This window comes from Streptomyces sp. NPDC050287, from assembly GCF_044459385.1.
Lineage (GTDB): Bacteria > Actinomycetota > Actinomycetes > Streptomycetales > Streptomycetaceae > Streptomyces.
This window is the reverse complement of record NZ_JBITIY010000005.1, coordinates 160,665-173,873: the sequence shown is the minus strand read 5'-3', so window position 1 is coordinate 173,873 and position 13,209 is coordinate 160,665. Positions and strand designations below refer to the sequence as shown.

Genomic DNA, 13,209 nt, shown 5'->3' with positions numbered 1-13,209 from the left:
CGTCCAGGCAGGGCCCGGTTGCGTCACGAGCACACTGGGGCCCGGCGGCAGGCTCGTCGCCGCCGGGCGTCGCACCACGCTGGTGACCGCGCCCGGCGAGCGGCTCTGAACCTGCCCGGCCGACACGGCGCCCAAGGCTCCGGCCCAGCCCTTGGCGACATGCATCCCACGAGGACGCGAACGGCCTGATGCGCCTGGGAGACTGTCGGCCGAGCCCTGCGGGAACCGGCCTCGACACGGCCGAACCGGCCCGGTGTCGCAGCGATCCCCGGAAGCCGTCAGGATCCGGCTTTTTTGCGAGCAGGGGCCTTACGGGCGGTCGTCGTGCTCCGCGCGGCCGTCGATCCGCGTGACGTCCTGCGAGGCCCCTGGCTCTGCTCGCTGTGGAGTACCTCGAACCCGCACATCAGGCGCGCAACGCCGAACTCGAAGTCCTCGTCGCTCGTCCCGGAGATCGGATGGCGGTCGATCAAGCCGTCCAGGACGGGAAAGTGGAACCAGTCCGTGATGCGACGCTGGCGGGCGGGGTCGGTCATCGGCGCGTTGGCCAGCCGAAGGATGCGCTCGTGGATGATCGAACCGCGGGTGTACACACCGATGGCGTTGCACACCATCATCGCGTTGTCGGGCGTGAAACCGTCCGCGACCAGCTTCGCCACCACGGACTCGAGCAGTTCCATGATGCGGCGGGTCGCCTCACGACTGTATGTGGAGGTGCGGATCAACAGCAGATCGGAGAGGACCGCATCCTCGCGGTGGATCTCGCGCTGCACGCGGAAGTGCGAGGACAGCATGTTCTGCCAGGTGTCATCCGCCCGGACCTCCGGCATCAGCCGCAGGTACTTGTCGACGGCGATGTCCGTCATCGCATTGAGCAGCTCTTCCTTCTTCCGGAAGTACCAGTAGATGCTGGTGACGCCGACACCCAGATGCTCGGCGAGGATCGGCATGCTCAGCTGGTCGAGCGAGGTGCCCCGCGCGACCTCGAAGGCACCCCCGAGGATCTCCTCGGCGTTGATCGAGTTACGCTGACGACGCTTACGCGTCCCGGCGGAATCGGCCTTGGTCACGCTGCTTCTCCTCCTTGTCACCACCCCACCGGCCCGGCCCGAGCGTAGGCCGAGCCCGCGCTCCGAACTGACTGACACGGTACCAGCCAATGCCTCCCGGCATGGCATACGGTAAGGGATTACCGTAACGCTGCCGCGACGGCTGGTCGACCGCCCCGGACCACGTCGCCGCCTGCTGGTTCTCAGCGCGGTTCTGGTGAACCGGGTCGGAACGGGCACCTCACCCGCGATCCGTTCCGCCACGCGGCGGACGCTCGACGAGTCGTCGGCGATTCCTGTGAGCAGCCGTCACCGCACCGCCTCGGCACCGGCCTTCCGCCCGGGGAACGAACAGCATCAGCCTGACCCGCGCCCGACCGACGATCTCGAGCAGCACCACGATGGTGTCGGCCCCGCGTCACGGCCCCTCCGACAGCTGCACCGCGCCGTTGTCCCTCCGATCAGCCGGTGGTAGCTTACCGAAATCATTCCCGGAACCTTTACCGGATAGAATACCGGTAGAGCACGCGCCTGGCCGCCGCAGTCCCGCAACCGACTGTATGCCGGCGCCACACCACCGGCGGAAGACGGTCGGGCCGCCGGGCCGGACACCCTTCAGCGAAACACCCACCAAAAGGCGGTCGAGATGGATCTGCTCCGACGTCGTGAAGGCTCTGCCGAGGTCATCACACTCAACCGCCCCGACCAGCGCAACGCCCTCAGCCCCGGCCTGATCGCCGAACTCTCGCGGGCGCTGCGTGACTGCCTGGACGACGACGCGGTACGCGCGGTGGTGCTGACCGGTGCCGGCGACCGGGCGTTCTGCGCCGGCATGGACCTCAAAGCGTTCGCCTCCGGTTCCGATTCCTCCGGGCCGGAGTCCGACAACACGCATTTCACGATGTTCAGCCGAGGCGAGTACCCCAAGCCCGTCATCGGTGCCGCCAACGCCACCGCCGTCGCCGGAGGGTTCGAGCTCCTGCTCAACTGCGACATCGTCGTCGCCTCCGACAAGGCCAGGTTCGGCATCCCGGAGGTCAAGCGCGGCCTGTTCGCCGCCGGCGGCGGAACCACGCTGCCCGGCCGCATCCCCCTCGCGATCGCTCTCGAACTCGGGCTGACCGGAGATCTGATCGACGCCGAGCGCGCGTGTGCGCTGGGGCTGGTCAACTGTGTCGTTCCAGCCGGAGACGTGGTCGGCGCCGCGTTGGAGTTCGCCCGCCGTATCGGCGAGAACGGCCCGCTCGGCGTCCTCGCGACGAAGAAGCTCATGCGCGTGACGCTCACCGAAGGCGTCGCCGCGGCGCGCGCGGCGCAGGAAGCCGAAAACTCCAAGGTGTTCAAGAGCGAGGACGCGCTCGAAGGGGCTCGCGCCTTCGCGGAGAAGCGCGCACCGCAGTGGAAGGGCCGGTGAGTCACCCCCGGCGGGGGTGACCCACCGCAGGACCGGACGGGTCACGGAGGCCCAGGACCCGTTGGGTCTGCGCGGTCACACGGTGCCGAGGAATCGCCCTACCTGGTCGATGAACGCGTCGTTGTCGTCGCCGGCCACCATATGGCCGGTGCCGGCGACGTCGACCGCGCGCGAGCCGGACACGAGCGACAGGAGCTCGCGCACCCCCTCCTCACTGAGCACGTCCGACTGGGCACCGCGGACCAGGAGGGTGGGAACGCCGATGGCGCGGGCCGCCTCGCGCAGCCGCTCCGGGTCGGGCTGCCGCCTGGGCCCGTCGGCGTCCCGCCGCACCAGCGCCGGGTCCCAGTGCCAGTACCAGCGGCCGTCTTCGGCCAGGCGCACGTTCTTGCGCAACCCGTCCGGACTTCTCGGACGCCGACGCTGCGGGTTGTACTCGGACACCGCGGCGGCGACGTCCTCCAGGGTGGCGAAGCCGTCGACGTGGCGGCGCATGAACCCGGAGACCCGTTCGGCGCCGTCCCGTTCCATGCGAGGGGCGACATCGACGAGCACGAGCGCGCGAGCGTCCACCAGCCCTTCCCCGACGGCCAGCAGCGAGGTCAGGCCGCCCATCGACGCGCCGATCAGCGCGGGAGGACGCGGATCGCCCTCACCGACCCGGGCTGCCACGGCGACGAGATCGGCCACGAGGACGTCCATCGAGTAGTCCCCGTCCGGCGCCCACCCACTGTCGCCGTGACCGCGGGTGTCGAGCGAGAAGGTGCGCCAGCCGCTCCTGGCAAGCGTCAGGGCCGCGCCCTTCCACGAATGGCGGGTCTGGCCCCCGCCGTGCAGGAACAGCGCGGTGCCCTTCGGCGCGTCCACCGGATATTCCTCGGCGGCCAGTTCCACGCCGGCGGCGGGGATCCGCCTGATGAGTGGCTCGGTCCAGGTCATGCGGTTGCACCCTCCCATCTCTCGGGTCACTTCCTCCGCCCGCACGTCGCCGGTCAGCGCACGCGGCACCTCTCGGCGCAGCGTGCAGTGAGGAGTTGCGCGGTCGCGCAGCCGACAAGCCTGCTTGCACGGGGATCTTCCTGACGCCGGCACCGGTCCCGCCTCCCGCGGAGGCTCCGCCGGCACCTGCCGTACGTGTGCGACTTCAGTACGCGGCGGGAACCAGGGGCGAGACGTCCTCGCCCTGGATCATCTCCCCGGCAGACTCGTGTCCCAGTAGTCGGCCCGGCGCGCGATCCGACCGTCGCACCCCTCGCACCTATTGACCCCTGTACTATATACCTTACGGTATGGGTGATGCGGCATCCCTTCCAGACGGCCCCGGCCGCTCTGCGGGACGGACGGCATCAGCAGTGCCCAAGCAATGCCCGTCGCCGAGGAGGACGATATGAGTTTGCAGGTCGGCAACCGGCTGCGCGGACAGAACTCGACGTGCGAAGTCATCGTCGTCAAGGGTTCCGCCAGCCCCGCGGTATTGATGTGCGCCGGCGCGGAGATGCGCACGACGGCCCCCGATCCCCCCGCCCCACAGGTGAGCGACGGCCCACCGATCCAGCTCGGCAAGCGGTACACGGACGACGCCAGCGGCATCGAGGTGCTGTGCACCAAGGCCGGAATCGGCCCTTTGACCTTCGGCGACAGCCAACTCACGCAGAAGGCAGCCAAGGCGCTGCCGGCGTCCGACTGAACGGACCGCACCCGCGATGAACCTCACGATGCTCCTCGACATGGTGGTCGAGGGGATGCCCGACCGGATCCTCATCGGTGACCGCACGGACGGCCTCACCGCCCGCGAACTCGCCCGACGGGCGCGCTCGGGCGCGGATCTCGTCCGGGCCGCCGATGCCGGCACCGTCGTCTACCTCGGCGGCAACGGTCCCGCGTTTCCGGTCGCCCTGTTCGCCGCGGCCTCCGCCGGCGTGCCGTTCCTGCCGGTCAACTACCGGCTGAGCGACGAGCAGCTGGACGACGTCCTCGGCCGCCAGGCCAGGCCGCTCGTGATAACCGACTCACCCGAGCGGGTCCGGGGCATGGCGGCCGTGACGCTGGAGGAGTTCGCCGGACCGACGGCCGTTGCCGCCGATCACGAAACCGAGCCCGCCGACCCGGACCCCGACTCGATCGCCGTGCTGCTGATGACGAGCGGGACGACCGCCGCCCCGAAGAGCGCGGTACTGCGGCACCGGCACCTGACGTCCTACATCTTCGGCTCCGTCGAGTTCGCGTCGGCCGAGCAGAGCGACGCGACCATCGTCAGCGTGCCGCCCTACCACATCGCCGCCGTCGCGAACCTGCTCTCCAACCTGTACGCCGGTCGCCGGATCGTGTATCTCGACCACTTCAGCGCCGCCGACTGGCTGCATCGCGTCCGGACCCAGGCCGTCACGCACGCGATGGTGGTGCCGACGATGCTCGTGCGCATCGTCAGCGAACTCGTCCACTCCGGCGTGCGGGGCCCTTCGACGCTGCGGTCGATGTCGTACGGCGGCGCGAAGATCGCCGTACCCGTGCTCGTGGAGGCGCTGCGGCTCTTTCCCGGCACCGGTTTCGTCAACGCCTACGGCCTCACCGAGACCGCCTCCTCCATCGCGGTGCTGGGACCGGACGACCACCGTACGGCCGCCGCGAGCGACGATCCCGCCGTGCGCGCGAGACTGGGGTCGGTGGGCCGTGCGCTGCCCAGCGTGGAGATCGAGGTCCATGCCCCGGACGGGCTGCCGTGCCCTCCCGGCGTGGTGGGAGACATCGTCGTACGCGGCCCGCAGGTCGCCGGTGAATACCTGGAGGCCGGCAGTCGGCTGGACAGCGCCGGCTGGTTCCCCACCCGTGACCGCGGCCATATCGACGAGGACGGCTTCATCTTCGTCGAGGGCCGGTCCGACGACACCATCATCCGCGGCGGCGAGAACATCGCCCCATCGGAGATCGAGAGCGTGCTCACCGAGCACGAATGGGTGGCGGACGTGGCCGTGGCCGGCATCCCGGACGACGAATGGGGGCAGCGCATCGGCGCGTTCGTCGTCGTCCAGCCCGGCGTGCGGCCGGACGCCGACGTCCTGCGCGAGTTCGTCCGCGGCCGACTGCGCAGCTCGAAGACCCCCGACGACATCGTCTTCCTGCCGGAACTCCCGACCACGCCGACGGGCAAGGTACTGCGCCGCAAGCTGGTCGCGGACATCGACAAGGACACCGGGGCCTCCGAGTCCACCAGGACACCCGTGCTCTAGCAGCACCCGAAGACAAGGAGTGCGCGTGGAGTTCAAGACACTCGCGATAGTCGGCCTCGGCACCATGGGGGCCGGTATCGCGCAGACGGCCGTTTCCCTCGGCTTCGACGTGGTCGGCGTCGAGCGGGACGAGCAGGCCGTAGTGGCAGGTCGGGCACGGGTCGCCGCCGGGCTGGCGAAGTTCGTCGAGAAGGGGAAGTTCACCGGGGAACAGGCAGCCCAGGCACTGGCCCGCCTGCGCACCTCCACGGACCGGGCGGACATCGCCGGAGCCGACATCGTGATCGACGCGGCGTTCGAGGACGTCGACCTCAAGCGTGAGCTCTTCCGCGACTTCGAGCGCCACGCCTCTGCCACCGCGGTCCTCGCCTCGAACACCTCGACGATCCCGCTCGTGATCATGGCGGCCGAGACGTCCGCCCCCGAGCGGGTCGTCGGCCTGCACTTCTTCAACCCGGTCCCCCTCATGGACCTGGTGGAGGTCATCCGCACCCCGGCGACGAGCGAGGAGACCGTCCGGGCCGCCGTCGATCTGTCGAAGGCCCTCGGAAAGTCCCCGGTCATCATCAAGGACGTGCCCGGCTTCATCGGCAACCTGCTCGTCGTGCCGTTCCTCCTGGACGCCATCCGCGCCTTCGAGCGCGGCGTGGCCTCGATGGAGGACATCGACTCGGTCCTCAGGCTCGGCTTCAACCACCCGATGGGACCCTTCAGGCTCAGCGACCTGATCGGCCTGGACATCGTCCAGGACATGGCCGAGCGCATGTACGAGGAGTACCGCGATCCCAAATACTGGCCCCCGCCGCTGCTCAAGCAGTACGTACGGATGGGTTGGCTGGGCCGGAAGACCAAGCGCGGTTTCTACACGTACGACTGACGGCTGACGAGGGCCGTCCGGCCGGTCTTCCCCGGCCCGCGGGGTGGCTCGGTGAGCACGGGTTCCTGCCCGGCCGGCCTGGTCAGGCACGGATCGGTGCCGGCAGCACGGGCGGCCCACTCGACGAGCGCGGACGGTGGGGTCTCGTCACGCACGAGGTAGTCGGTGAGAGGGCCTGTGCCCAAGCCGGTGCGTTCGGCCCCGTTGAGCAGCCCGGCAAGGTGGAAGGCCGTCCCCTCCGCCGACGTCACCCCGTGGCGGTGCACCAGGTGCAGCGCGGCCTGCGCCTACAGGCGCCCCATGAAGACCCTGGGTCTTCCGCGAACCATCGCCCGCAGCAGTCCGGCGGGAGCCGCCGCGCAGCCGGGCGGCAACGTGTTCTGCTCGCGGACGGCCGGCTGAACGAATTCTGGCTGTTCGTGCGAAGCACGCCCGCACCGGTGAACCGGGAACCGCGCGCGGAGTTCGTTTCTGCGCTGGGGCCGCGAGCTCTACCACGCCGACTTCAGACCCAGCGTCGCTTGGGAGCTGAACTACACAAGTGCCGACTGGGGCCGGATTCTCGGCAAACGGCAACGGCTCCTCTATGCGGCCGTCCGGCATGCCGTCGACCATCCCGACCTCGATGTCGAAGACCGCCCGCGCCTGCTGCGCCTGCTGCGGCGGTGTGCGGGATTCGACGAGTACACCATCGCCCGACACGCCCGTGTTCGACTCAACGTGACGGCTGCGGACCGTCCGTGACCCGTTCCCATGTTCGGGGGCGTGGTGGGTGTCGCGGCGTTGGCGAAGGCGGCCGGGCTGACGCATGTGAACCTCGACGGAACTGTCATCCGCACCGACCACGCCGCCGCTCCGGGCCCCAACGGCGCAGACCTCTGGGGGTCCGGAAAACGCAGCACCATGGTGGAAACGCACAGGTCATCTCCACCCTGGACGGCCGGCCGAGCTGGACATGCCGACCCTGGTCGACCTCGGCTACGAAAACACCGGCGGCAGTTTCCCTCACCCCGTCAAGAAACCCGCCAGAGCGCGCTGACCGCAGAGCAACAGGCGTACAACACGGTCATCTGCGGCATCCACGGCGTCTGTGAGCGTGCCAACTCCCTGCTCAAGACGACCTTCAAGGCCCTGCGCATGGTCAGCCTCGACCCCAGCCGCATCACACAGATCGCCGCCGCAGCTCTCGTCCTGCTCCAACTCGAGCACAACCTCACCACCTGATCGCACAACGTCATGATCTGTTACTGGGAAAGGCTCAATGAGGTCTTCTCGGCAACGTGACGGTTGCGGTGTGTGACGGGGTGCGGGTGTCCGCTCGCGGCCTAGTTCTGCGGTGCCAGGGTGCGTACGACGTCGAACTAGTTGCCCTCGGGATCGGCCATGACCACCCAGTTTCGGTCTGACCCCTGGCCCACATCCGTCTTGGTGGCGCCGAGGCCGAGCAATCTGGTCACCTCATCCTCGGTGCTGCCGTCGATCGGGCTGACGTCGAGGTGAAGCCGGTTCTTCACGGTCTTGCCCTCAGGTACCTGGATGAACAGCAGGGTGGGCGGCATCTGGCGGGCCCGAACATCCTCGATGGTCGGCATCCAGGAGCCGATCTCGACCTTGCCCTCGCTCCGGTCGATCACCTTGAAGTCCAGGACCTCGCACCAGAAGGCCGCGAGCCTCTCCGGATCGTGGCAGTCAACGGCCAACTCGGTGAACCTACTTGTCATGACTCTCCCCAGGTAGTGCGGATGGGGCTCAGAGTATTGGCCACGCCGCCCGTCCGACAGATCCGCGATCTTCCTGGCTGACCAGGGCCATCAGACGGGCCTGACCCGGCATCAGATACGCGAGAAGCCCCTGGTAGGAACAGGTCTGCGAAGATCACGTTCCGGAACCCAGAGGCTTCACGCGTTGACCAGTATCACCTACACCGCAACACTCGACGTCGGCAGGGAGACCGCCGAGACTCTCGCCCAGCTCTTGCGCAAGCACCGGGAACGGCTCGGCACCCGCAGGGGGACCCGCGCTCTGGGCGTCTAGCAGGGTGTCCTGGTGCTGCGGTGGTTCGTCGATGGGACCCGGCTGGCCCAACTCGCCCGGGACAACGGGGTCTCGGTGCCCACCGCGTACCGCTACGTGCACGAAGGGCTGACCGTGCTCGCCGACCACGCCCCGGATCTGTGCACCGCGCTGGAACGGGCGGCGGCCGCCGGCTACACCCATCTCAACCTGGACGGCACCGTCACCCGTACTGACCGCGTCGCCGCCCCCGGCCCCAAAGGCGCCGACCTCTGGTGGTCCGGGAAGCACAAGCACCACGGCGGCAACGTCCAGGTTGTCTCCGCCCCCGACGGCTGGCCGATCTGGGTCTCCCCGGTCCGCCCCGGCCGCGAGCATGACACCACCTGCGCCCGCACCCACGGCCTGGTCGACGCCCTCAACCGGCTCGCCTCCACCCTGGACATTCCCACCCTGACAGACCTCGGCTACGAGAACGCCGGCGACGGCTTCCGCCACCCGGTCAAGAGGCCCAACGGCAGCGAACTCGACGACGAGCAGCAGGCATTCAACTCGGTCATCCGAGGCGTCCATGCGGTCGCCGAGCGGGCCAACGCCCTGCTCAAGGTCACCTTCAAGGCCCTGCGCCGGGCCAGCCTCGACCCCAGCGGCATCACCCGGATCGCCCGAGCCGCCCTCGTCCTGCTCCAGCTGGAACACGGCCGCACCGCCTGACGAAGATCACGAACCGTCACGAGACGTTACCGAGAAGGGTTCAATGAGCCGACGGGAATCAAAGTGCACCGACAACCCACTGCCGCCGACACCAACACCGTTCCACAACAACACCGTTCCACGTCAACTCATCAGCAAGAAGAGATTCGCGCAGTGAGCGGATGTTGCGTTGAAGGCTCGTCAGCTCTGATCGCCCCGATCCTCGGCCTTCGAGTCTGCTTCGCGGATGAAGAACGCTCTAAGCTTGTGCTCTTGGCGGCGGTGGCGGGCCCGCGAACCGGACGACTTCGCTATCCAGGGTGCATTGGAATCGGTAAGTCGCGCCTGAAGGAATCATGACGCCGCCCCCCGGTCCGAGGTCGGCGACTAGCCTGGACTTTTCGGCGTAGAACTGCACAGAGCCCGCCAGTACCAGCCAGATTGAGTCGCCGGGGTGAGAGTGCAACCCGTTCTCGCCGCCTCCCGCCCGGTAGCGCGCCCGGTACAGACCCACTTCCGGCGTTCGGACAAGGGCCTCGACCCTCCTAGCCTCGGGTGCGCGCCCACCTGTGAACACCTGAAAGTCGAGATCGGTGCTGACGTCGCCGCCCAGAGCGATATCCCAGGCCTTCCGATCGGGAATGTGCCCATAGTGCTTTTCAGTGTCATCGCTCGGTTCCGGAGCAGGGGTATCTCCGGCTGTGGTGTCCATCATTACTCATAGACCCTCTCGTGGTTTGGGGCTCGGGCGGCAGCGGGCGGGGACTTCTGCAGCGGAGGCGACCTGGCCGAGTCCGACACCGGGCCCGACCCGGTCCGCTCGCATGCGATGAGTACCGCCGGGAGCACCGCCGCACTCCTGGCCCGGTTGTCCGGACGTTCATCGGCGCGGGGATCGCAGTGCCGTCCTTCGCCTCCCTGGTCCCGGCCGATCCCGACATCCGCGTCCGGCTGCCCGAGATCGCGATGGGGCTGATCCCCGGCGCGGGCGGCACGGTCCGGCTCGTCGCCGGGCCGGGCGGTGGCGCACCGCGTTCCTGGCCCGTGCTCGACGCGCCCTGGAGTGGGGCCCGGTGGACGAGATCAGGCTCCACACGGGTAGCGCGCTCATCCGGCCGGCAGGGCCCGCCGGTCGATCCACTCCAGCGGCAGGCCGAGCGTGCTCGCGGGATCCGTCCACGCCTGAGGCCCCGCACGCTCGACGACCGTCACGCCCTCGTCCTCCAACTGTCCCAGTGCGGTGTCGAGTTCGTCCACCACGAGGCACACGCCGTGCAGCCGCTCGCCGTGCCGCTCCAGGGCCTCGGCGTACCGACTGCGGCCGCTGAGGGGTGACACGAGGCGTACCGTCACGCCGCCGATGCGTAGATCGACGGAGTCCTCGTGTTGCCCGACCGGGTGTCCCGGAGCCGGTGCCATCTCCATGAGCGAGGCGAGCAGCTCCGCGCTCTTTCGGGCGTCGCGCACGGTCACCGTCAGCCAGGCGACACCCCGTACGTCGACGAGTCCCGGCCGGCCGTCGACCGTCGGCTCGCCGCCGCGTGAGTCGTCGACGAACTCGCTGTCCGTCCACTCGACCAACAGCCCCGATGTGTCCGCCGGATGCATGAAGAAATGCCGCCCCGGCACATCAGCCCCGGTGATCCGTACATTCCTGCGCCGCAGCAGCGTCTCCGCCGCCCACAGGTCGTCGATCGTCCAGGCGACCGAGTGCAGCCCGGGACCGTAGCGCGCTACGTAGCGCCCCAGCGGCCCCGAGGCGGCCGTCGCCGTGAACAGCGCGACGGGGTCCTGGCCGAGCCGCAGGAGCTGGATGTCGACACCCGACTCCTGCCAGTGGTTGCCGTCCTGGGTGTCTATCGGGAGGCCGTGCACCTGACGCGTCCGTACCTGGAGCGGCCGGGCCCCGAGCACGCGGCGCAGCCACGCGTCCATGTGCTGGCGGGGCTCGCATGCGATGCCCAGTCGATGGAAGTGCCCGGGTCGTACCACCGGAGTTCCCACGATCGGTGCAGCGTTCATCGGCCTCTCCTTGAAGCGCTGGGATCGGTTGCTGACATAGGGCGTTGATGTGACGCACGGTGGCTGTCATCACCAATCAAATACCATACCGTATTGCTTACGGTATGTTGTCCTGCAAGGATGCGGACAGTCAGCGCGAGCTCGAATGAAGGGTGGCGACAGGACAGCGATGGAGGCGACGCCACCCAGGCTGCTCTGGGGAAGCTTCATCAGGCTTTCTTGCGGTGCTGTGCTTCTTCTTCGCTCGCGGAATGGACCGACCGCACGGCACGGATCTCGCCGTCGGGATTGTCGGAGGCGTCATGGCCATGGCATCAATCGCCATCCGCCCGTTCGTGCCCCGGCGCACCCTGTTCGTCGACGACCTGCGCGCGTCGGGCACGCAGCGACTCTTCCTGTTTCTACGCGGTGGTCGTCCTCCTGGTGTGCATCGGCGGCAACGTCCCGCACCGTATGGGACCGGCCAGGACCGGATGGACGGCGACGGTGCTGATCTGCCTCGGCGTCACCGGTTCCGCCGCCACTGCGGCGGTCTGGGGCATCTGCGTGAGCCTCGTGCCGCTGGGCATCGGTATCGCGCTCCAGTGCCCGGGGCTGCCGGCCCTGACGCTCAACCGTGTCTCCGACGACGAACGTCCGCGCGCCCCTTCACGTTCACGGCGTTCTTCGACATCGCGACCGGATCCGGCGGGCAGTTCGTCGGAGGCATCGCCGCCACTGTCGGCGGCTACCGGTCCGCTTTCGCGGCGGCTGCCATGTGCTCTCTGGTGACCCTGCTGATCCTGCGGTTCCTCGTGCTCGTCAGTCCGGTGGAGGAGACCCTGCCGGACCCGGAGGTCGTCGTCCTCAGAGAGGGGTTGTCGGAGAAATGAGCCGCACCATGGACCTGTCGGTGACCCTGGACTACACACAGGACGTCCTAGCCCTGCTGCCCGAGATCCGCGCGCTGGAGTCAGCGGGCGTCGACGGCATGTGGATCCAGGAGGGTTACAGTTTCGACGCCGTGTCCGCGATCGGATTCCTCGCCGCGCACACTGCGGGTATCCGGCTCGGTACGGCGATTCTCAACGTGTTCAGCCGCAGCCCCGCCCTGCTCGCGATGACGGCCGCGGGCTGCGACCACCTCAGCGGCGGCCGGTTCTCGCTCGGCCTCGGCTCGTCCGGACCCCAGGTCGTCGAGGGCTTCCACGGGGTCGGCTACGACCGGCCGCTCACCCGGATCCGCGAGACCATCGACGTCTGCCGCATGGTGTGGCGGCGCGAGCCTCTGCGCTATGAGGGCCGCACCGTCACCGTCCCGCTGACCGAGCGCGGCAGACCGCTGAAGCTCGTCAACCAGCCGGTCCGTCCCGCGATCCCGGTGTACTGGGCGGCGCTCGGCGACCGGTCGGTCACCGCGGCCGCCGAGACGGCCGACGGCTGGCTGCCCTTCTTCTTCGTGCCCGAGCGCGCCGACCGGGCCTTCGGCGACGCGCTGAGGGACGGTGCCAAACGCAGGGATCCCGTACTCGGTGCACTAGACGTGGTGGCACACGTCGACGTGGCCGTCGGCGAGGGCCTCGACGCCGACCGGCTCCTGGCCCCCGCCCGCTCCCGGATCGCGCTGTACGTGGGAGGAATGGGCTCACGGCAGTCGAACTACTACAACGCGCTGGCCCGCCGCATGGGCTGGGAGCGCGAGGCCGCCGAGATCCAGGACCACTTCCTGGCCGGGCGACGCGCCGAGGCCGCTGCCGCCGTGCCCGCTGAGTGGCTGTCCCTCGGCAACCTCGTCGGCCCCGAGTCCTGGATCGCCGAGCGGCTGGCGGCCTTCGCCGAGTCGGGAGTCAGCACGCTCGACATCACGGTGATCGGCGGCGCCGGACCGGCCGAAACGGTCGAGATCCTGCGCCGTCTGATGTGAACGGCCGCAGC

Annotated in this window: 12 protein-coding genes and 1 pseudogene; 8 read left to right on the top strand and 5 right to left on the bottom strand. The window is 69.0% G+C overall.

Annotated features, from left to right (window positions below; translation table 11 throughout):
• Positions 1-278: 278 nt before the first annotated feature.
• Positions 279-1,313 carry a TetR/AcrR family transcriptional regulator gene (locus ACIBK3_RS19445; protein ID WP_266586852.1) on the bottom strand — a complete coding sequence of 345 codons (1,035 nt, stop codon included), beginning with the start codon at positions 1,311-1,313 and terminating at the stop codon, positions 279-281.
• A 382-nt stretch (positions 1,314-1,695) separates the two neighbouring features.
• On the opposite strand from ACIBK3_RS19445, the gene ACIBK3_RS19440 reads away from it, so the two are divergent.
• Positions 1,696-2,463 carry an enoyl-CoA hydratase-related protein gene (locus tag ACIBK3_RS19440; protein WP_266586850.1) on the top strand — a complete coding sequence of 256 codons (768 nt, stop codon included), beginning with the start codon at positions 1,696-1,698 and terminating at the stop codon, positions 2,461-2,463.
• Positions 2,464-2,538: 75 nt separating this feature from the next.
• Here the strand turns inward: ACIBK3_RS19440 and ACIBK3_RS19435 are convergent, their stop codons facing one another.
• Positions 2,539-3,402 (bottom strand): alpha/beta fold hydrolase, encoded by an 864-nt coding sequence (locus tag ACIBK3_RS19435; protein WP_266586849.1) that lies wholly within the window; start codon positions 3,400-3,402, stop codon positions 2,539-2,541.
• A 448-nt stretch (positions 3,403-3,850) separates the two neighbouring features.
• Between ACIBK3_RS19435 and ACIBK3_RS19430 the strand changes: the two genes are divergently transcribed.
• From ACIBK3_RS19430 to ACIBK3_RS19420, 3 genes are read left to right on the top strand one after another with little or no spacing between them, the layout of a single operon-like run.
• A complete protein-coding gene (locus ACIBK3_RS19430; RefSeq protein WP_269646729.1) occupies positions 3,851-4,150 on the top strand; it encodes a hypothetical protein in 300 nt (99 codons plus the stop codon).
• 16 nt (positions 4,151-4,166) lie between these two features.
• Positions 4,167-5,690, top strand: coding sequence for a class I adenylate-forming enzyme family protein (locus ACIBK3_RS19425; protein WP_266586845.1), 1,524 nt, complete (start codon positions 4,167-4,169; stop codon positions 5,688-5,690).
• A gap of 25 nt (positions 5,691-5,715) precedes the next feature.
• A complete protein-coding gene (locus ACIBK3_RS19420; protein ID WP_266586843.1) occupies positions 5,716-6,567 on the top strand; it encodes a 3-hydroxyacyl-CoA dehydrogenase family protein in 852 nt (283 codons plus the stop codon).
• Here ACIBK3_RS19420 and ACIBK3_RS19415 read toward each other — a convergent pair.
• The gene (locus ACIBK3_RS19415) at positions 6,552-6,818 is read right to left on the bottom strand and encodes a hypothetical protein (RefSeq protein ID WP_266586841.1); all 267 of its coding nucleotides are present in this window, start codon (positions 6,816-6,818) and stop codon (positions 6,552-6,554) included. The two genes, ACIBK3_RS19420 and ACIBK3_RS19415, sit on opposite strands and share 16 nt — an antisense overlap.
• Positions 6,819-7,332: 514 nt before the next feature.
• Between ACIBK3_RS19415 and ACIBK3_RS19410 the strand changes: the two genes are divergently transcribed.
• On the top strand, positions 7,333-7,791 hold the full coding sequence (locus tag ACIBK3_RS19410) for a transposase family protein (protein WP_266586839.1): 459 nt from the start codon (positions 7,333-7,335) through the stop codon (positions 7,789-7,791).
• A 137-nt stretch (positions 7,792-7,928) separates the two neighbouring features.
• Here ACIBK3_RS19410 and ACIBK3_RS19405 read toward each other — a convergent pair whose 3' ends face one another.
• The gene (locus ACIBK3_RS19405; RefSeq protein ID WP_266586837.1) at positions 7,929-8,288 is read right to left on the bottom strand and encodes a VOC family protein; all 360 of its coding nucleotides are present in this window, start codon (positions 8,286-8,288) and stop codon (positions 7,929-7,931) included.
• A gap of 184 nt (positions 8,289-8,472) precedes the next feature.
• Between ACIBK3_RS19405 and ACIBK3_RS19400 the strand changes: the two are divergent.
• Positions 8,473-9,294 (top strand): annotated as a pseudogene (locus ACIBK3_RS19400) (transposase family protein).
• Between the two features lie 1,086 nt (positions 9,295-10,380).
• Here the strand turns inward: ACIBK3_RS19400 and ACIBK3_RS19395 are convergent.
• The gene (locus tag ACIBK3_RS19395) at positions 10,381-11,295 is read right to left on the bottom strand and encodes a VOC family protein (protein ID WP_326670838.1); all 915 of its coding nucleotides are present in this window, start codon (positions 11,293-11,295) and stop codon (positions 10,381-10,383) included.
• A gap of 224 nt (positions 11,296-11,519) precedes the next feature.
• Here ACIBK3_RS19395 and ACIBK3_RS19390 point away from each other — a divergent pair, with 224 nt between their 5' ends.
• Both ACIBK3_RS19390 and ACIBK3_RS19385 read left to right on the top strand, forming a co-directional pair.
• Positions 11,520-12,167 (top strand): hypothetical protein, encoded by a 648-nt coding sequence (locus ACIBK3_RS19390; protein WP_329251292.1) that lies wholly within the window; start codon positions 11,520-11,522, stop codon positions 12,165-12,167.
• Positions 12,164-13,198: an LLM class F420-dependent oxidoreductase gene (locus ACIBK3_RS19385; RefSeq protein WP_323179403.1), complete on the top strand. Its 1,035-nt coding sequence runs from the start codon at positions 12,164-12,166 to the stop codon at positions 13,196-13,198. The genes ACIBK3_RS19390 and ACIBK3_RS19385 overlap by 4 nt, the downstream gene beginning before the upstream one ends.
• The last annotated feature ends 11 nt before the right edge of the window (positions 13,199-13,209 follow it).